Annotated in this window: 14 protein-coding genes and 3 pseudogenes; 8 read left to right on the plus strand and 9 right to left on the minus strand. The window is 69.3% G+C overall.

Annotation, left to right across the window (positions count from 1 at the left end):
- Positions 1-225: 225 nt before the first annotated feature.
- A complete protein-coding gene (locus ACZ7LU_RS21825; RefSeq protein WP_471917789.1) occupies positions 226-1,671 on the minus strand; it encodes a glycosyltransferase family 39 protein in 1,446 nt (481 codons plus the stop codon).
- 416 nt (positions 1,672-2,087) lie between these two features.
- Here ACZ7LU_RS21825 and ACZ7LU_RS21830 point away from each other — a divergent pair, with 416 nt between their 5' ends.
- Positions 2,088-5,837 carry an nSTAND1 domain-containing NTPase gene (locus tag ACZ7LU_RS21830; protein ID WP_471917679.1) on the plus strand — a complete coding sequence of 1,250 codons (3,750 nt, stop codon included), beginning with the start codon at positions 2,088-2,090 and terminating at the stop codon, positions 5,835-5,837.
- A gap of 38 nt (positions 5,838-5,875) precedes the next feature.
- Here ACZ7LU_RS21830 and ACZ7LU_RS21835 read toward each other — a convergent pair whose 3' ends face one another.
- The gene (locus ACZ7LU_RS21835) at positions 5,876-6,601 is read right to left on the minus strand and encodes a nucleotidyltransferase domain-containing protein (protein ID WP_471917680.1); all 726 of its coding nucleotides are present in this window, start codon (positions 6,599-6,601) and stop codon (positions 5,876-5,878) included.
- 58 nt (positions 6,602-6,659) lie between these two features.
- Positions 6,660-7,181 (minus strand): NUDIX domain-containing protein, encoded by a 522-nt coding sequence (locus ACZ7LU_RS21840; protein WP_471917790.1) that lies wholly within the window; start codon positions 7,179-7,181, stop codon positions 6,660-6,662.
- 286 nt (positions 7,182-7,467) lie between these two features.
- On the opposite strand from ACZ7LU_RS21840, the pseudogene ACZ7LU_RS21845 reads away from it, so the two are divergent.
- From ACZ7LU_RS21845 to ACZ7LU_RS21860, 4 genes and pseudogenes are all read left to right on the plus strand, one after another.
- Positions 7,468-8,245 (plus strand): annotated as a pseudogene (locus ACZ7LU_RS21845) (IS5 family transposase).
- Between the two features lie 359 nt (positions 8,246-8,604).
- Positions 8,605-9,222: an SMI1/KNR4 family protein gene (locus tag ACZ7LU_RS21850; protein WP_471917681.1), complete on the plus strand. Its 618-nt coding sequence runs from the start codon at positions 8,605-8,607 to the stop codon at positions 9,220-9,222.
- A 368-nt stretch (positions 9,223-9,590) separates the two neighbouring features.
- Positions 9,591-9,902 carry a hypothetical protein gene (locus ACZ7LU_RS21855; RefSeq protein WP_471917682.1) on the plus strand — a complete coding sequence of 104 codons (312 nt, stop codon included), beginning with the start codon at positions 9,591-9,593 and terminating at the stop codon, positions 9,900-9,902.
- Between the two features lie 118 nt (positions 9,903-10,020).
- The gene (locus tag ACZ7LU_RS21860; RefSeq protein ID WP_471917683.1) at positions 10,021-10,296 is read left to right on the plus strand and encodes a hypothetical protein; all 276 of its coding nucleotides are present in this window, start codon (positions 10,021-10,023) and stop codon (positions 10,294-10,296) included.
- A gap of 236 nt (positions 10,297-10,532) precedes the next feature.
- On the opposite strand, the pseudogene ACZ7LU_RS21865 reads toward ACZ7LU_RS21860, so the two are convergent.
- Positions 10,533-10,757: pseudogene (locus tag ACZ7LU_RS21865) on the minus strand (transposase); the annotation flags it as partial.
- Between the two features lie 424 nt (positions 10,758-11,181).
- Between ACZ7LU_RS21865 and ACZ7LU_RS21870 the strand changes: the two are divergent.
- The 3 genes from ACZ7LU_RS21870 to ACZ7LU_RS21880 all read left to right on the plus strand — a co-directional run bounded on the left by ACZ7LU_RS21870 (position 11,182) and on the right by ACZ7LU_RS21880 (position 12,698).
- Positions 11,182-11,565: a hypothetical protein gene (locus ACZ7LU_RS21870; protein WP_471917684.1), complete on the plus strand. Its 384-nt coding sequence runs from the start codon at positions 11,182-11,184 to the stop codon at positions 11,563-11,565.
- 11 nt (positions 11,566-11,576) lie between these two features.
- Positions 11,577-12,143 (plus strand): hypothetical protein, encoded by a 567-nt coding sequence (locus ACZ7LU_RS21875; RefSeq protein WP_468308820.1) that lies wholly within the window; start codon positions 11,577-11,579, stop codon positions 12,141-12,143.
- A 300-nt stretch (positions 12,144-12,443) separates the two neighbouring features.
- Entirely contained in the window at positions 12,444-12,698 is a 255-nt protein-coding gene (locus ACZ7LU_RS21880) for a PIN domain-containing protein (protein WP_471917685.1), read from the plus strand.
- 294 nt (positions 12,699-12,992) lie between these two features.
- Here the strand turns inward: ACZ7LU_RS21880 and ACZ7LU_RS21885 are convergent.
- The 5 genes and pseudogenes from ACZ7LU_RS21885 to ACZ7LU_RS21905 all read right to left on the minus strand — a co-directional run bounded on the left by ACZ7LU_RS21885 (position 12,993) and on the right by ACZ7LU_RS21905 (position 17,922).
- Positions 12,993-13,768, minus strand: a pseudogene (locus ACZ7LU_RS21885) (IS5 family transposase).
- Between the two features lie 893 nt (positions 13,769-14,661).
- Positions 14,662-15,330, minus strand: a complete 669-nt coding sequence (locus tag ACZ7LU_RS21890; RefSeq protein ID WP_471917686.1) for a hypothetical protein — start codon at positions 15,328-15,330, stop codon at positions 14,662-14,664.
- Entirely contained in the window at positions 15,285-15,788 is a 504-nt protein-coding gene (locus tag ACZ7LU_RS21895) for a hypothetical protein (RefSeq protein ID WP_471917687.1), read from the minus strand. Before ACZ7LU_RS21895 ends, ACZ7LU_RS21890 begins: the two co-directional genes overlap by 46 nt.
- 221 nt (positions 15,789-16,009) lie before the next feature.
- Positions 16,010-16,606: a GFA family protein gene (locus ACZ7LU_RS21900; protein ID WP_471917688.1), complete on the minus strand. Its 597-nt coding sequence runs from the start codon at positions 16,604-16,606 to the stop codon at positions 16,010-16,012.
- Positions 16,603-17,922, minus strand: a complete 1,320-nt coding sequence (locus ACZ7LU_RS21905) for a UDP-glucose dehydrogenase family protein (protein ID WP_471917689.1) — start codon at positions 17,920-17,922, stop codon at positions 16,603-16,605. The genes ACZ7LU_RS21900 and ACZ7LU_RS21905 overlap by 4 nt, the downstream gene beginning before the upstream one ends.
- Positions 17,923-17,927: the final 5 nt, after the last annotated feature.

Below are 17,927 nucleotides of genomic sequence, written 5' to 3' on the forward strand. Positions count from 1 at the left end.
GTGCCCCCACCCTCATGGCAGTGGCCTGGGGGCCACGTCTATCCACCCGCAGCCCCTATGCGCAATCCGTTTTCGATCAGCCCACGGGTGGCGGTGTCGGCGCGTGGGAGGCGGGAAACTGATGGTCCGGTGTGAACCGGGTACCCGTGTACCGCACTTTCCACAGGGTCCGGTGGGCGTGCCGGCCCGCACCGCATCAGGAGCCGCACAGCGCAGAGTTGAGCGTCAGCATCGGCCGGGGCGTGCGTACAAGGTGACACGCGGTCCGCGGTTCGGCACCGTCCGGCACTTCTCGAACCGGCTCTGGATGACGCTGAGTTTCACGGCCTCCCGGTCGTTCGCCCCGGCGGTCCCACCGGACGGGTCGGTGACGAAGACGATGCGTGGCTCCGCGGCCATGCGGTCGCGGATGACACGGGCGGACGCCTCGACGCCGTACAAGGTGTGGGAGGCGTCCGGGCCGCTGCCCAGGGCGATGTCACGCAACCCCGCCACGGTGCCCGGAGTCGGCAGTACCCACCCGCGGTGATGCCTCGGCAGGTACACCACCGCGTCCCCGGGCCGACCTGCCTCCCGGACGGCTCGTGCCGTGGCGGTGGCGTCGGCGTTGCCGCTGCGGTGCGCGGGTTCCCGCAGATGCTGCGCCTGGGGGAGCAGCGCGGCGACAGCGGCCGCGGCGGCCACCAAGGCGACGGCGCCGTGCCATGGGCGGCCCCGCAGCAACCGGTCGATGAGGCCTCCGACGAGCAGGGCGAGCCCGCACCAGCAGTACAGGACGTAGCGGTCCACGAAGAGCGGTTTGAGCGGAGTGAGGAGCATCAGCAGCGCGATGGGCGCGACCAGCAGCGGCAACGCCGCGCGGACGAGCCCGGTGGGAGGCTCCGCCCACCCGTGGGCACGCCTGCCGAGGAGCACGGCACAAACCGCTCCCAGCAGGCAGACGACGAGAGTCTGCGCGTACATGCCGGAATCGAATCGGAGCCAGGCCACCTGTGCCTGCTGCCTCCGGCTCACCACCGCGAGCGGAGTGAGTGCCGTGCACACGGCCACCGCGGCGACGATCCATCGCCGCCGTGCGGCACGCGGCACCATCAGAGCGTGCCCGGCCAGCGCGAACACGGCGAACTCGTGCATCAGACATGCCGCCAACATCAACGCCCCGTACAGGAACCACGCGCGCAGCGCCCGGCCTCCGGGCGCAGACAGGGCATCCACCTGTGACGCCCGGCCCCTGGGCGTAGTCACGGTGTCCACGTGTGACGCCCGGCTCCCGGGCGCGGTCACGCCATCCACCTGGGCCGCCCGACGTCCCGGCGCGGCCACGGCATCGACCAGCGCGCAGGTCGCCCAGACGACGAGAGCGCAGACAACAGCGTACGAGCGGCCCTCTTGGGCGAAACGCTGGACCGGCGGGATCAGCGCGAACACGACACCGGCGAGTGCTCCCGCCCGCGCTCCCGCGAGCCTCCTGCCCAGCAGCGCCACCCCTGCGGCGGCGGCCCCCATGGCCAGGACCGACGGAATACGCAGGACCAGCAGCGGATCGGCGTCGCCGGTGAGCGCGAACAGTACGTGCATCAGCAGGTAGTAGAGCCCGTGCACGGCGTCGACGTTGCCCAGTGTGAGCCACAGGTCCCCGATGCCGCGCCGCGAGGCCTCGTAGGTCGCCATCTCGTCCAGCCACAGGGTGCCGTCCCGCCGGATCCCCCACAGGCCGAGACCGAGCGTCAGGACGAGCCCCGGGAGAGCGGCGGACACCGCTCTCCCGCGGACCTTCGGTGGGCGGAAGTCCGTGCCGCCTCGCGGCGCTCGCAGGGCGGGTAACGGACGGGAGGGCCGGGAGGTGGTGACGATGACGTACTCCTGTGGGCGTGCGAGGGACAGAACCGGAAGGGCCCGGGAACGGGCTCCGACGGTCGAGTCCAGCGGCGCACGAATTGATGGGCAGCCCTGTTCCGCCGCATCAATCAATTGCTAGCGTGGTTCACGATCTTGACCGCGTCCCCGATGCGCCTCGGCGCGCACCGGTGAGTACCGAAGGAGTGCCGCCCGGGGTGCCGGCCGGGCGGCCGGGAGGGGCGTGTCGGGTGGGACGTCGCGAGAAACCGCTGGAGCCGACGGCGGGCCCGGTCCCGCACCTGGCACACCGGCTCCGTAAGCTCCGGGCCGAGGCCGGCAGCCCGACGTACCGCACGATGGCGCAGCGCGTCCCCTATTCGGCGCCCACCCTCTCCGCGGCTGCTGCGGGCGAGCGGCTGCCGACGCTGCCGGTGCTGCGCGCCTACGTCACCGCGTGCGGCGGGGACCCGGAGGAGTGGGAGCGCCACTGGTACGAGACGGTGGCCGAGGACGCCGAACACGGGACGGACGAAGGCGAGTCGCCCTACCCGGGCCTCGCCCGGTTCGGCACCGGCGACGAGGACCGTTTCTACGGCCGCGACGACCTCGTGGCCTCCCTCGTGAACCTCACGGCCCGGCGGCGCGTGGCAGCGGTGGTCGGTGCGTCGGGCTGCGGAAAGTCGTCCCTGCTGCGGGCCGGACTCATCCCTGCGTTACGGCAGTCGACCGGGCTCGCGCGCCCCGCGGCGATCCGCATCCTGACCCCTGGCGAACGTCCGGACCGTGCGCACCGGCAGCTGCTGACCCCGGCGGACGGCGAGGGCGACACCCTGCTCGTGGTGGATCAGTTCGAGGAGGTTTTCTCGCTCTGCCACGACCCGGCCGAACGCGGCGCCTTCCTCGACGGACTGCTCGCCGCACGGGACCCGGCCACCCGGCTCCGCGTACTCCTTGCGGTGCGCGCCGACTTCTACGGCCGCTGCGCCGAACACGGCCCGCTCGCCGCCGCGTTGAGCGAGGCCCATGTACTGGTCGGGCCGATGTCGCAGGCCGGTCTGCGCGAGGCGGTCGTCGGACCGGCCGTGGCCGGCCGCCTGATCGTCGAACGCGCCCTGACCGCCAGAATCGTCGCCGAAGTGGCCGACGAACCAGGTGGCTTGCCGCTGATGGCCCACGCGCTGCGCGAAGTCTGGCGGAGGCGCAGCGGCAGAATGCTGACCGAGGCGGCGTACGAGGCGATCGGAGGCGTGCGCGGCGCCGTCGCGCACACCGCCGAGGCCGTCTACGGGAGCCTGAGCGAGACGGACACCGCCCGTGCGCGCACGCTGCTGCTGCGGATGGTGGCACCGGGCGACGGCACGGCGGACACGCGGCGCCCCGTCGACCGCGCCGAACTGCCGCCGGGCTGTGCCGACGTTCTGGAACGGCTGGTCGCGGCCCGCCTCCTGACCGTCGACGGCACCTCCGTGGAGCTCGCACACGAGGCGCTGATCGGCGCCTGGCCACGCCTGAGGTCCTGGATCGAGGAGGACAGAGAGCGGCTGCGCCTGCTCCGGTCGCTGACCGAAGCCGCCCGCGTCTGGGTGGAGTTGGGCCGGGACCTCGGATCCTTGTACCGGGGGGCGAGGCTCAGGGCGGCCAGGGAGGCGTTCGGGGACGGCGGGGACAGTGGGGGTGGCCAAGGTGAACTCACCGACCGGGAGGACGAGTTCCTGCGCGCCGGGATCGCCGCACAGGAACAGAGCGCACGTGCGCGTACGCGGGCCGCTCGCCGCACCCGCGTCCTCCTCGGCGCGCTCGCCCTGCTGGTCTGTCTCGCGACGGTCGCGGGCGCACTGGCCTGGCAGCAGAGCAGGAACGGCCATCGGCAGCGCGCCGAGGCACAGGCACGCCGGATCGCCGGTGTCGCGAAGACGCTGCGCACCTCCGACCCGGTCACCTCGATGCGGCTGAGCGTGGCCGCCTGGCGGATCGCGGACCTCCCGGAGACCAGAGAGGCGGTGCGCAGCGCAGCCGCACAGCGGGAGCGGGACGCGTTTTTCGGGGACGGTGCGGCGGCCGCTCCCGCGGCGGCGCGGTTCCTGAGTGCGGACGGGCGCACCCTGACCGGTTCCACCGGACGCCGGGTGACGCGCTGGGCACTGGACGGCGGGCGGCGGATCGGTACGTACAACAGGCCGGGCACCTTCGACCCTTCCGGCTATGACGCGGACGTCAGCGCGGACGGGCGGCTGATCGCACGGGCGACCCGGCACGGGTTCCGGATCTGGGATTTGCGGAGCGAACGCGTGCTGGGCCGGCCACTGGGAGGTGGCACGGGCTCGGGGACGGACGGCAGGTTCGCGCCCAGCGGGCGGCTGTTCATCGTCCAGCACGAAGCCCGGGGTGACATCCAGGTGTGGGACGTACGGCGGCGCACAGTCGTCACGCGGATCCGCGGCGTGGAGGCCGGTGCGCCGTTCTCCGCCATGAGCCACGACGACCGGCTCCTCGCGACGTGCGGGGCTGAGTCGGGCCCGCTCCTCGTCCGCGACGTGCGGACGGGCCAGAACCTGCCCAAAACCTGGCCGCGCGCTCTCGACCGGTCCTTCTGCGCGGCTGAGGAGGCTGCCTTCGGACCGGACGGGCGGTCGCTGGTCGTCCCCGTGGAAGGGGGCGTGCGGACCTGGGATGTACGGACGGGGGAGGAGCGACCGTGGCTCAAGCTGCCCGGTGCGTACGAACCGGACGTGGACCTCAGCGCGGACGGCACCCTGGGGGTCGCTCTTGGGGACCAGGAGGTGGTCCTGTGGCACACCGCCGACCCGGGGGCTCCGCTGATGCGGCACCCGGTGAGCGAGCTCACGGCGCACGGAGTGCGCCTGGACGAGAGGGCCGGAGCGGTCCGCCTACAAGTGAGCACCCGAGTGGTCCGCACCCTCGACGTCCGCGACGCCCTGACGGGACCGCGCGGAACGCGGCGGCCGCCCGGCATCGAGGAGGCCCGTTTCAGCCCGGACGGGCGCACGTTGATCACCCTGGAACGCCGTTCCGGCGCAGGGGAGTTCCGGCTGCGCGACGGTCGCGACGGCACGGTTCTGCGTACGCTGCCGGGGCGGGTGTGCGCGGACTGCGGTGGCCCGGCCCTGGCCTTCTCCCCGGACAGCGCCGCTCTCGCCTACGGCGTCGAGGAACTCATGGGCACGAGGATCCGCCGATGGGACCTGCGGCACGGCAAGGAGAAGGCGCCACCGACGGACCTGGCGTCGCGGGTGGACAGCCTCGTCTTGCCCGGGGCCGGCGAGCCGCCCGTGACGGCGGGCTCGCCGACCGAGATGCAGGACGTCGACGACATGAAGGTCGACGTCTGGCGGCTGGGCACGCGGGGCGCTGGGGGGAACGGTCGATCGGGTGGCGGGCAGGCCGGTACGCGGTTGCTTCACACCGCGCGACCTGGCACCGGCAGCCTGGTCCTCACACCCGACGGCCGTGAACTCCTCTCCCTGAACGGCCGGATGACCGATGTCGGGACCGGGCGTTCGCGGCCCGTGCTGCGCGGCGAGGACTCGCTGGTGTCCGGCACGTTCAGCCCCGACGGCCGCTTCCTCGCCATCGCCGATGAGAACGGCAGGCTCACTTTGTGGGACGGCCGGGCCCGCCGCGCCCTCGCCGTTCTGGCGGAGGACGGGCCGAGAGGGGGTGAGCCGCAGCGGGTCGTGGCCTTCTCCGCGGACGGCCGCTACGTCGCCGCCAGTGACGCCGAAGGCTCCGTCCAGGCCTGGGAGACGGACACGCCGCGCCTCGACGGCGCTCGGTACGCGGGTACGGGCGGCCCCGTTCTCGCCCTCGGCTTCAACGGCGAGGAGTTGCGCGTCATGACCTCGCGCGGCGCGGTACGTGGCATCTCCGTCACGGCGGGTCGCGCCGCGGACAGCGTGTGCGCGCGAACACGCGGCGGACTGACCCGGCAGGAATGGCGGACGTACCTGCCGGACTTCCCGTACCGGCGGACGTGTTGAGCCAAGGAAGACCAGCGCCCGCTGTGGCCGTCATCAGCTCATGCTCGCCACCGGTGGTAATACCCGTCCATCAACGGTCCACCGAACAGGTCCAGCGCCTGCTTCACTGCGGTGGCCAACGGCAGGGGGTCGGCACGCTCGGCTACAACCTGATGGCCGTCCAACAGGGCCTTGCCGAGTACGGGGTCCGCACTCAGCAGCCGGCGGGGAACCCATTTGCCAATGCCAGTCCAAGCACCGTGGTGGGCGGTGACCAGGTCTGCCGCTTTCCGCAACACCTGGTCAGCGAGGGACAGCTGTTCATACCGGTTACCCGCCGGAGTATCGATCAGGTCGTCCAGGAAGCAGGTCAGAACATAGCGACCGTGTTCCCACTCGGCCTTCGTGAGCGGAGGAGGCCCAGAGGCGAGTACGTCTTGGGCGAGCTGACGCGCACCGGCAACATGTCCGTGCGGATCAAGCAGCGGTAGACCCTGGGCATAGATGAACAGGACGGTTCCGCGACGTCGAGCGCGGTCCCATGCGAAGAACTCCGGCACGTCCGCGAGGGTGTTCAGGAACAACTCGACGATGCGGCCCTCATGACGGATCACCTCCCGGCGGCTGGTCTCCGAGTCAGGGAGAAGCACGGCCACGTCCAGATCGCTGGACGAAGTAGCGCGCCCTTGAGCGGCAGAGCCTCCGAGTATGGAACCCAGGGCGTGCGGAGAGTGCTCTTTGACTACACGGAGAGCGTGGGCTTGGACAGCTTCTTGATCATCCATGGGTGCTCATCGTGCCAGCTTCCAGCTGCCAGAGACAGATCGCTAAGCATTGCTTGGCTTACGACCTTGCATTTCTGGGACGGAGTCCGAACGCGAGATACCGGTTGAAAGCTGCGTGGCTGTCGGGGGCGAAGTTCCACTCCAGCAGGGCCTGCCGCAGTTCCGGCTCGGTCAGCCAGCCATGCCAAGCGATCTCATCAGGATCAGCGGCCACGGCGTTCGGCACCACGGCTTCGTGAACGCCGAGCCAGTGAGGGCTCAAACCGCTGCGGTTAATGAACGTGAACAGTAAGCGCGGCTGCGCACGAATGCCCAGCTCTTCGGCCAGCTCCCGCGCGGCGGCCTGCTCATAGGACTCACAGACACCCACGGCTCCACCGACCACGACCTCATAGAACCCGGGGAAGCGCGACAGCTGGTCCGACCGTCGGGTAACGATGATCCGCCCACCCTCGTCACGGCACACCGTAACGGCGACCCGGTGCAGCCAACCCTCCCGAACTGCCTGCCGACGACTGACCACCCCCAGGACACAATCCTGATCATCGACACGCTCCACCAGTTCGTCCACGCCGCACACCCTGGCATAGCCCACTGACAGCGCTGCTTCTCGGGATCTGTCGGTTCTCAAACACACACTGAGATGGCGTTTAGCCCGCTTCTGTGGCGCTTAAGACCGTTTAATGGTGAGTGATTGGTGGAGCGGGAGGGGGCAGTGGTTCTGTTGGGGCGGAGGAGACAGTGAAGTCGTTTTTGCGCCCCATCTGCTCTTGTTTCATCCCAACAGGAGCTGGTTCACGCCGAATGTCTCAGCTCCGGTCTCGCACGCCCTGCCGTCCCGCTCGCGCTTGCCGCCTCCTGGCGGTATGAGAGAACGGCGGCGGTATCCCAGCGACCTGTCCGATGCCCGATGGGCCCTGGTAGAACCGCTGTTGACGAGCTGGCGGGACGGCAAGGCCCGCCACGGGCTCAACATCGGCACCCCGCCCCAGCACGATCTGCGTGACCTGCTTGACGCCATCCTCTACGTCGCCCGCACTGGCATCCCCTGGCGTTACCCGCCGCACGACTCCCGGCACTGGAACAACCCTGCTGAGGCGCCGGATCCGCGAGGAAGAGGGCCGCAACGCGGAGCCGACGGGCTTCGTGATCGACGCCCAGAGCGTGAAGACCTCGACGAACGTTCCCGCCCGTGAAACAGGGCGCTGACGTGGGCAAACGGATCGTCGGCCGCAAGCGCAGCATCATCATCGACACCACCGGCTTGATGCTCACCGTGCTGGTCACCGCCGCCAGCATCCAAGACTCCGTCGCAGGCGAACGCCTCCTCAACCGCTCCGCCGCCGACCATCCCGGTTTACGCGAAGGCTGGGCCGACCGCGGCTACGGCGAGGACCTCGTCGACCACGCCGCCCACCTCGGCGTCGACCTCGAAGTCGTCCTCCGAGCCCCCGGCACCAAGGGCTTCAAAGTCCTGCCCCGCAGGTGGGAGCCGAACGCACCCTGGGCAGGCTCATGCACCACCGCCGCCTGGCCCGCGACTACGAAGCCCTCCCCACCCGCTCCACCGCCATGATCTACAACGCGATGACCGCCCTCGTGACCCGCCGCCTCACCCACGAACCAACCTGGCGAGGAGCATGAACCACATCAACCGCGCGGAACGGGATGAAACAACGGGTAAAAGGCCCTCTTAGGGCACGACGACGGCGATTACGTGGCAAGTGGTGAGGGTGCCGGATCCAGAGCGGTGGGGACCGTTGCGAGCCGAGGGAGTGCTGGGGGTACGGGACCTGCCGGAGGCGGTGGCCCGGATCGGTCTGGGGGCGGGTGAACCTGTGTATGTGCGACCGGATGGCATGGTCGACACGGGGCTGCTGGATTTCATGTGCCCCGGAACGACTGCCTGACAGGCGAGACGCCACCGGCTGGCTCTGGCATCTGCCGTTCAGCGACGTCACGATCAGCCCAAGTCTGCGTCGACGAAAGTGAGGAGCAACCACATGTCGGTTGAACAGTCGTGGGAGAGGATCGAACGCTGGTTGGCCGAACACGCGCCGAATGAGGAGCCATTACCCGGCGCGTGCACCGAGACCGATCTGGAGAGGCTGTATGAGCGAATCGGGGTCCAGCTCCCGCCGGATGTCGAGGAGTCGCTACTACGGCATGACGGCTCAGGTCTGATCACGGTGCTCCCCATCGGGTGGACCCTGCACAGCTGCGGCAAGATCGCCGAGAGGTACGCGGAGTGGGCCAGGGACGCCCGCAGATTTGAGCCGCAGACGGGGCCGTTCATACCCGTCGGGGAGATCGGCGGGAACTTGCAGCTCCTCACCGATCCGCGCACGGGTCGCCTAGGCGAGTGGGACCGTGTGCAGGGCCACTCATGGGACGAGGACCAATTGTGGAGTTCTTTTGCCAGCGTCCTGGAGTTCACCGGAAACGTCTTGGCCTCAACGCGCCCCTGGATCGCGATGTTACCCGGCGATGAGGAGTGGGAGGCGACGGACCAGGACCCGGACTTTCCCGGAACTCTGTCCTGGACCGAGGGCCTGCCGCACGAGGTCGAGTGGGACATGGGGCGGCTGAGCCGCGAATACGGCTTTACCGATGACCGGTGAAGACGCAGGGTCCAGGGAACGGTCCGCGCGCCGCCGGTGCCACTACCGCCGATGACAACGGCCTCCTCCGCGGCCATCCGCCGCCAGGGCCACTGGTCACCCAACTCCAAAGTCGCCGACGGCGGCAACCGCCCCCGCGATGAATGGAGCGGCAACGTTAGGGCCAAGGTCCTGACGCCCGAAGGTCTGAAAGGGCCGGTTGCGGGGCGGGCGGTCGAGAGCCTTGGGAATCGGCGGCGGGCCCCCCGATTCCCTACTGGGGGCCAGGACCTCCAGAGGGTTGGACAGAAGGACTTGCCAGGGAAGGGGATTGCCGGGCCTACGGCTGGGACGGTGAGAAGCTCACCCAGTGGAGCACGGACCAGACCATGGGGCAGTGGCTGCGCTGGAACGGCGGCATCACCGTTGAGATCGCGGAGACCCAGGACAATTGGTCGCGGCTCGGCCTGGCGCAGGCAAGGGAGATGACGTGCCGCCAGCTGGAGATCCCCGGCGACGTTCCCGTGGTGCTGCTCGTCCGCGACCGGATCTCAGACCAGGTGGACCTGGAGGCCGCCGAGGCCCTGTGTCGGGAACACGGTGACGCCCCGCAGGCACTCGCGGACGCACTCGTCGCTGCTGCCGGGGGTGATGTCGAGGAGGACATCGGGAGCTGTGCCGCGACGATGAGACGGTGGTGATTCTGCGCAGGCCCGTTGCCTGACTGCCGCAACAGCTTTTTGAACTTGTCCTAGATGGTCTGAGCCGCCTCGAGAGTGCGTGACGCGACCTGATCGGATGCTGAGTAGGGTTGTGGTCATGGCCAAGGGGATGGGGCGACGGCCCAAGGTGGATCTGGACAGCGGCGTCGAGGACGTGACGCTGTCCATCCTGGAGTGGCTTGGCGAACAGGGGGCCGGTGCCATGATCCGGGTCGACGCTGAGCGCATGCGTGACGGTCAGCCAGCGTGGACGTTTGCCGCTTCTGGTGGGCCGCTGGACGGTGGGATGAGGGCCGAGGGGGCCTCGGTCGCTGAGTGCATGGGCATGGCACTGCTTCGATTGCGCGAGGCGGGGCTGGCCGTTCCATTTTGAAGTCGTGATCCGCCTTTTAGCTGATCGCGTTCTGTGATGCTTTCAGGGCCTCTGCTGGTCTTGCCCATGTCGTAGCGGACGGCAGGGTGCCGGTTCTTCGAGTCGAGTGGCCTACCAGGGCCCTGCCGGCTGGGTTTGGGTGCACGCGTCGGGCAAGGCAGATTCGTGCGCAGGTTCCTGAACCCCCGGCGGACCCGGGCGGGGGAGAGCCGACCGGGCTCGGCTGGCTTCTCCCAGCGGAGGCTGGCCATCGCAGCGAGGTAGCAGGCCCGCAGCAGGCCGCGGTGGTAGTGGCGGGGCCGGTGCAGGTTGTCACAGACGCGCCCGGAATCACGCGGTACCGGGGTCAGACCAGCGAATCCCGTCAGCGGGTCCAGGGTGCCAAACGCTGTCTGGTCTCCGCCGGCGGCTGCGAGGAATTCGGCCCCGGGACGGGGCCCCATGTCGGGCATGGTCTCGATACCTCGCACGCGGGCCCGATGGGGCGGAGTGCCTGCGGTCGGTGGCGTCGGCGGCCTACTTCAGCAACTCCGGGCTGCACGCCCACCCAACGATGACGGCCCCCAGCTCGCGGGACTCCACCACGTCCACTGCGCCGCCGGCGGGAGAGCTGGCCGGGCCGAGGGGAGATCAGCGAGGGGAAGGCCCGTCAACTGAAACCTGCGGTAGACCTCGATCCGCAAGCCCTCGACATCATCCACCGTGTTTTCCGCTTCTTCCAGCTCCCGTGTGCCGCTGCCGCGAATTTGGAAAAACGCTGCTGGTCACGCGGGTGCCACGACAGCAGTGCATGGGTGCACGGATACGGGAGTCAGCCAACTGCGCGGACGTCCGGAAGGTTCGTTCCCTGTTCTGCGCGAGCGTCCGCCCGGTACGGTCTGCCCTATGCCGGACAACGCCCTCGCGCCCTCCCCACTCACCATCCCGGGCTTGCCCACGCCGTGCTGCCTCGACGGCCGCGCCCTGATGACCACGTGGGTCGACGCCTACACCGGGGCCGTGGACTCCGGCGAGGCGGTACGGGGGGTGTACGAAGCCGAGATGCAGTGGAAGAAGCACCAGATCGTCGTGCACCGGCTGAACCCACCCCGGACGCCGGGTTGCCCCGACTGCATCGAGTGGGCGGCCGTTCTGCAGCTCGGGCCGGACGACTTGCCCGGCCTCGACCACCCCGTAGAGTGCGAAGCAGCCGAGCACGCGGTACGCCACCAGGTCTTCGACCCGCTGGTGCGGCACTTCAGCGGCAGCCCCCGCTCTCCCTTCTGCTGAGGACCTCGACCATGCCGACCAACACCGCCGACGCTCGTAGGCGGCAGGACCGTACGACGGCGGCCGGGCTAACCGGCGCCGCCGCGGTATGCGTCGTCCTCGCGGCCGGCTCGGGCCATCGGTGGCCGATACTGGCCGCGGCGGGCGCACTGATCGGTGCCGTGGTGGTGAACCGGCGGGTCATGCACGGCGCTTACGCGTACTGGGTCGCCTGGGCGGTGACTCCCGTCCTGTCCCTGCTGCTGCTCTGGGCCCAGCCTCCTGACCTCCGCGAGGCAGCCGCCCTTCTCGCCCTGCCATGGGCCGGGCTGAGCGCCGCGATCGCGCTCACGCTGTTCATGATGTGGCGCTCACACCGGGACGGACATCTGGACTGGGTGGTCTGGCACCCCGACCTCGGCCTCCTCCGGCGCGAGCAGACGAAGCGGGCTGCCCTCGACTGGGCCCGGTGGCACTACCGCGGACCATGTGTGTCCGCTCGCCTCGACCAGATGCCAGAGCTCGCGCGGCAGACGCCGCTCTACCCGTACGCGGACCGACCGCTGAAGCAGGTCGACCGACCCGATACGTCGCGATGACCGGGCTGTCAGCGCCTCGCGGTACCGTCGTCCTCATGAGTGAGACCGTGCAGGACGAACCGTCGGTTCCGGCCTGGATGCACGCCTCCCGCCCCCACCGCCGCTTCGCGTTCGCGGCCTGGGGTCTGGCAGTGCCTGCGGCCCTCGGCTCCTGTACCGCGCTCGGTGCCGCCGTGTGGGCGGTGATAGACCGGGAAGCGCTCTGGTACGTACCGGACTGCTCTACCTCGGCTGCGCCGCCGCGATGGCGAAGGGGCCATCTCCTCGATCAGGCGCGTGTGCGCCGTACGGTCCGGAATCGTGCAGCACTCCACAACTCTGATGGAATCCGCCGACGGAAGCGACGTCTGGGAGCTGCGCCGCCGTGCCGATGAGTTCTACCGGTGGATGGTCGGTTCCCGCTCTGCGCTCGGGCACCGCATCCTCCCTGTCGCCCCTGCTCGCGAGTTCGGCAAGCAGGTGATCCGGGAGGCCGGTAGGAGCACGGGGCTCGCCCCCGCGACCCTGCACCAGGTCGATGCTCTCGTGCAGGCCGTCGCCCTCAGCGCCAGGTAGCCCGTTCACACGTCCCGTCGAGGGCGCGTCGAGGGTGAAGTGGCGTACGAATCTAGGGAGGGCTCTTGGTGAGTGCGGGCGACCTGCTCGGCCGGTGCTGTCTGGCCGGCTACGCTCGACCGGAACTTGATAACGACGGGGAGAAGGGACGCAGCTGGTCAGCGTCGACGCTCTCATGAAGCGGTGGCTGCCGCTGTCCCTGGGGATACTCGTCTCCCTCAGTGGTGCCGGCCGCGAGCTCCAGCAGCGTCGGGAAGGGCCGCCACCCCGGCTCGTGTTCCCGCCTAAGAGGCACTAACAAAGCCATTGGACGTGGCGGTAGGTGATCACGCGGACGGCCAGTCCGAAATAGGCCTCGTGGATGTCGTGGCGTCGTTCCCAGCGGATGCGTAGGCGTCGGAAGCCGTGGAACCAGGCGATGGTGCGCTCGACGACGTAGCGGAAGGTGCCCAGGCCGGTGCCGCGTGGCTCGCCCCGCCGTGCGATCACGGGGCGAATGCCTCGTTGTCAGAGCAGGCGGCGGTACTGGTCGTGGTCGTAGCCGCGGTCGGCCAGGAGTGCGTCGGGGCGTCGGCGGGGTCTGCCGATCCGGCCTGCGACGTCCGGGATCTTGTCGAGCAGGGGCAGAAGTTGGGTGATGTCGTTGCGGTTTGCGCCGGTCAGTGACACGGCGAGCGGGATGCCCTGTCCGTCGACGATGAGGTGGTGCTTGCCGCCCGGCCGTGCGCGGTCGACAGGGCTGGGCCCGCTTTTGGGCCCCGTCGGGCGGCCCGCACGTGCGAGGAGTCGATCACCGCCGGTTCCCAGTCCAGCTGGTCCTTCGACCGCAGTTCCTCCAGCAGCAGCTGGTGGAGCTGGTCCCAGACGCCAGCCTCGTTCCAGGCCTTCGGGCGCCGCCAGCAGGTCATGCCCGAGCCGAAGCCGAGTTCCTGGGGCAGGTACGCCCACTGGATGCCGGTGTGCAGGACGAAGAGGATCCCGCACAACGCTTGCCGGTCCGGCACCCTCGGTCTGCCCTCAACCTTCTTCGGACCTGGCTTCGGCAGCAACGGCTCGATCAGCGACCACAGTTAATCCGACACGATCCACGGCCGCGACTGACGGTTCGCCACAACCAGACCAACGAGCGGACACGTCAAGAGTCACATGATCAACAGCTTTTGTTAGAAACAGTAAGAGGGCTCTGCTCCTCACTGTCCCGCTCCTGTGGCAGCCCATCGCCCACGCTCGGACGACCTCAGCATGCGGCTCTTCGCGGTCTTCATGATCATCGGCGTCGGGATGCTCGCGGGAATGCTCGCCCTCGCCCTCGTCTCCGGAGCGGCCCGGCTGTTCGTCCGGAACTGAGCAGGCACCTGCCCACGGCGCGAACCGGGCTGGCCAAGCGGCATTGGCGTGGCTCGGAGGCGGAAAAGTGGATGCGTAGTGTCGCCGCCGCTTCCTGCCCATGACGCCGGAGTTTCAGGGCAGCGTGAGGCCGGTGGTCACGGCGTCGAGGTCGCGTTCGAGGTGTTGGGCGAAGTGCCGGAGGCTGGGCAGCCGCGCACCAGGTCATGGGGAGGCTATGCGCGTCGGCGGTGGCCATGGCACAGTGACTGAGGAGCGGGACAGCAGAGCGGGCAGCGGTCGCTCGCCTTCGAGTTGGCTCCTCACGCTGCCGTGGAGTTCCGGCGTCGTCGAAGGGCACGTGAATTGGGTGAAAACGCTCAAGCGAGCCATGCATGGACGCGCCTCGGCTGCGCTTTCACCGCGGCCCGCCGGAGACCCGCGCCTCATGGACACATGAGCATAATTCCCTGTCAAGTCCTTGTGTTCAGGGTTCAGGGTCGCGCCGAAGGTAGCCTCTGGGTGACCTACCACCGCGCCACTCGGGGAGCGGCCCTGCTCGCTGGCACAGCTGACTCATCTCGCCAAAGTAGGGCAGAGCCGTATTAGTTCGCAGGAATTCCGGCCGTGCAGCTTCCTAATCGAAGACGTTGAGCACGCGTCCCCGGATCTTGCGTTGCTCGAGCTTGAGGTGTGACAGGCGAAGTTCACCGATGGAAGTGGTCCTGGCGAGTTTGTGGGTCTCCCAGAACATCTTCATCCACTCCGGATGGGTGACTTCCCAGAGATAGATGGCGAGGTTTTCCCTGAGCAGTTTGGTGAGCTTCTTGCCGTTGGGGATGCGTTCGCGGACGTCGATGTTCTGGCGGGGGCCGAGGCACTGGACGGCGGTGAGGAGATCCTCGCTGTCCAGATGGTCCGGCGGGATCTCTCCGGCTTCTTGGAGGGCGTCTGCGAGCTCTCGGACCTGCTGAGGTGCGGGAAGGTCCTTGGCGGAGTGGAGGGCCAGCATGGCGGCCACTGAGTCGGTGCTGGTGGGCCGCATGACGCGGCCTTCGAAACGGACTCGCTGCGCCCATTCGACGGCTTCGATCTGCCGTAGCTGTCCGGTGAGCTCGGCGATGTTCTCGTCCGCCAAGGCGGCGGCGCCGGCGGGCGTGCCAGGGCGGGTGTCGCCGTCGTAGTGAGTCCAGGAGGGATTTCCTGCTCCCCAGGAGAGTGCCCGCGTGGTGACCATGGTCTGCCAGAGGCGGGCAACGGTCAGCGCGTCCTCGCGCGGGTCGTTGTCGCCCCGCTCGGGAGACATGCCGTGCATGCCTCCGCCCGGCCGAAGCCCGGGGCGGAAGACGGCTGGCTCGGCTTGGCGCGCGGATCGCGGAGGTTCGCCTTCGCCAGCGCGGCCAGACCGCAGCCGGTGGGGTAGCGCTTGCCGCGAGTGCGATGAGCGAAAGCGAGCGTGTCGACGGTCCGCTTGAGCAGGGAGTCTGGGACGTCGGTGACCATGGCGGCCGCGCGAAAATCGGCGGTGAGGATGCCGTGGCCGATGACTAGCTGCTTTCCGTGCAGAGCGTTGATCAGGAGGCTGGCAGGGCGGGGTCCTTCGATCAGTTCTTGTCCCGTGAAGCGGAGTTCGGCCCCGCTCCATTCGGCATGGACGAGCCCGGCCCGGCCGATCACCCAGCCCTCTGGCGGCGCGGGGGCAACCCCGCGTCCGTGAGCACGAGAGCCGCGATCGAAGTCGACGTCGCAGAAGGTCGGTGCCAAGGGGCGCCCCTGTCCCTGCTGATGCTGAGGGCGACGACGTGATGCCTTGCCCAAGGGATGCCCCGTTCCTCCAGAAGGTGTGACGCAGTGCGATCACATCGTGACAGCAGCCACTGACAGTCCTATCTGACCTGGGGGAAGCAGCAGGGGCGGCCTGCGTCCGCGGCGCCGACCGGGGCCTTCGAGGCCGCAGGTGACGTGGCCGAGCCGAGGGCAGACGGTCAACCGGCCGCGTTGTGCTCGGTTTCCGGCACCGGGGGCAGCCAGTGCACGGCGTTGTCGCGGAAGGACGCGTGGATCGGCACGAGGTCTGGGCCGCTGGTGTCGTCGAGGGCAGTGACGTTGATGCCGATCTCCGGGACGTCGCTGTCGATCGCCGCGACGCGGCTGCCGCAGGTGGGGCAGAAGCCGCGCTTCGCCTCACCGGGGAAGGTCTCGTACCAGGTCGGCTCGCCACCCTCGCCGGTCCAGGAGACCGTCGCGAAGCCCACCCACCACATCACTGGGGTGCCGCCCAGCTTTTGGCAATCCCTGCATGCACATGTGTGAGGGAACGCTGCGGGACCTTCGGTGGTGAAGCGGATCCGGCCGCACAGGCAGCCGCCGGTACGTTCCTGGGCTGCTTCAGCTCCCTGGGCATCGGCGGCTGCGGTGGCGTTCATCAGGTGATCTCCCGAGCGCGATAGGCAAGTTGAGCCGATCGGTGTGCCATCGTTTCCGTGATCGCCAGGACGCTGTTGACGGCTCGGGCGTGGCCCCCGGCCGCGTGCGCCGATTGCGGAGGCGTCACGCGGCCGGGTGACGAAATCGCGGCTCATGGGCGTCCGAGGGCTCGGGTCATCCAGCCGGCTTCACGCCACTGGTCGGTGTTGAGGGTGCCGCGGGCGTCGATGACCTTGGGGCTGTTGGTTCGGGTGGCGAGCCTCTTGGGGTCGATGTTGGAGAACTGGTGCCACTCGGTGAGGTTCAGCAGCAGGTCCGCGTCATCGACGGCGGCGATGGGGTCTTCGACGTAGTCGAGTTCGGGGTGGAGCTTGCGGGCGTTGTCCAGGGCCTTGGGGTCGGTGACGGTGACGGTGGCGCCGAGGTCGTGGAGGGCCTGGGCGACGGCGAGGGCGGGCGAGTCGCGGATGTCGTCGGTCTCGGGCTTGAACGCGGCGCCCCAGACGGTGATCCGCTTGCTGCGCAGGTCGGGCCCGAGTTCCTCGCGGGCGAGGTCGATGACGCGCTGGCGGCGACGGGCGTTGACCATGGCGGCTTCGCGGAGGATGCCGACGGCCTCGCCGGCGTCGAGTTCGTCCGCGCGGGTGATGAAGCCGCCGAGGTCCTTGGGTAGGCAGCCGCCGCCGAAGCCGAGGCCGGGCTGCATGCCGTGGCGGCCAATGCGGTGGTCATGGCCGAGGATGTTCGCGAGTTCGGCGACGTTGGCGCCGGACTTCTCGCAGACCTCGGCCATCGCGTTGATGAAGGAGATCTTGGTGGCGAGGAAGGAGTTCGCGGCGCCCTTGGCGAGCTCGGCGGTGGCCCAGTCGGTGACGAGGGTCGGCGTCCCCGACTCGATGATCTTGGCGAATGCCTGCCGCAGCAGGGCCTCGGCCCAGGAGTGGTCGGAGTTGAAGCCGAGGACGAGCCGGTCCGGGCGGAGGGTGTCATCGACCGCGAAGGACTCGCGGAGGAACTCCGGGTTCCAGGCCACTTCGATGAGGTCCCCGGCCGGAGCCATGTCCCGGAGGAGTCCGGCGACGCGGGGTGCGGTGCCGACCGGGACGGTGGATTTGACCGCGATGACGGCCGGGGTTGTCAGGCCGGGTGCCAGCTTGGTGACGGCGTCGAAGAGGTGGGTGAGGTCGTAGGCGTCGGTGCCGGGCTGCTGCGGGGTGCCGACCCCGATGAAGTGCAGGTCGGCGAAGTCGGCGGCCTCGCCGTAGGAGGCGGTGAAGCGGAGCCGGCCGGTCGCGGTGTGTTTGGCGAGGAGGTCATCGAGGTCGCGTTCGAAGAACGGGGCCCGGCCGGAGTTCAGGATGGCGACCTTGTCGATGTCGCTGTCCATGCCCAGGACGTCGTGGCCGAGCTCGGCCATGCAGGCCGCGTGGGTGGCGCCGAGGTAGCCGCATCCGATGACGGTCATCTTCATGAGCG

The sequence above is a fragment of the Streptomyces sp. NPDC039462 genome (assembly GCF_055639375.1).

What these genes read in the sequence shown, in the direction of transcription:
- ACZ7LU_RS21825 (WP_471917789.1), bottom strand. Translation starts at nt 1,671, where the DNA reads ATGGCGACCTACGAGGCCTCGCGGCGCGGCATCGGGGACCTGTGGCTC.
- ACZ7LU_RS21870 (WP_471917684.1), top strand. Translation starts at nt 11,182, where the DNA reads ATGCCGGACAACGCCCTCGCGCCCTCCCCACTCACCATCCCGGGCTTG.
- ACZ7LU_RS21860 (WP_471917683.1), top strand. Translation starts at nt 10,021, where the DNA reads ATGGCCAAGGGGATGGGGCGACGGCCCAAGGTGGATCTGGACAGCGGC.
- ACZ7LU_RS21905 (WP_471917689.1), bottom strand. Translation starts at nt 17,922, where the DNA reads ATGAAGATGACCGTCATCGGATGCGGCTACCTCGGCGCCACCCACGCG.
- ACZ7LU_RS21875 (WP_468308820.1), top strand. Translation starts at nt 11,577, where the DNA reads ATGCCGACCAACACCGCCGACGCTCGTAGGCGGCAGGACCGTACGACG.
- ACZ7LU_RS21890 (WP_471917686.1), bottom strand. Translation starts at nt 15,330, where the DNA reads ATGTCTCCCGAGCGGGGCGACAACGACCCGCGCGAGGACGCGCTGACC.
- ACZ7LU_RS21835 (WP_471917680.1), bottom strand. Translation starts at nt 6,601, where the DNA reads ATGGATGATCAAGAAGCTGTCCAAGCCCACGCTCTCCGTGTAGTCAAA.
- ACZ7LU_RS21900 (WP_471917688.1), bottom strand. Translation starts at nt 16,606, where the DNA reads ATGAGCCGCGATTTCGTCACCCGGCCGCGTGACGCCTCCGCAATCGGC.
- ACZ7LU_RS21855 (WP_471917682.1), top strand. Translation starts at nt 9,591, where the DNA reads ATGGGGCAGTGGCTGCGCTGGAACGGCGGCATCACCGTTGAGATCGCG.
- ACZ7LU_RS21850 (WP_471917681.1), top strand. Translation starts at nt 8,605, where the DNA reads ATGTCGGTTGAACAGTCGTGGGAGAGGATCGAACGCTGGTTGGCCGAA.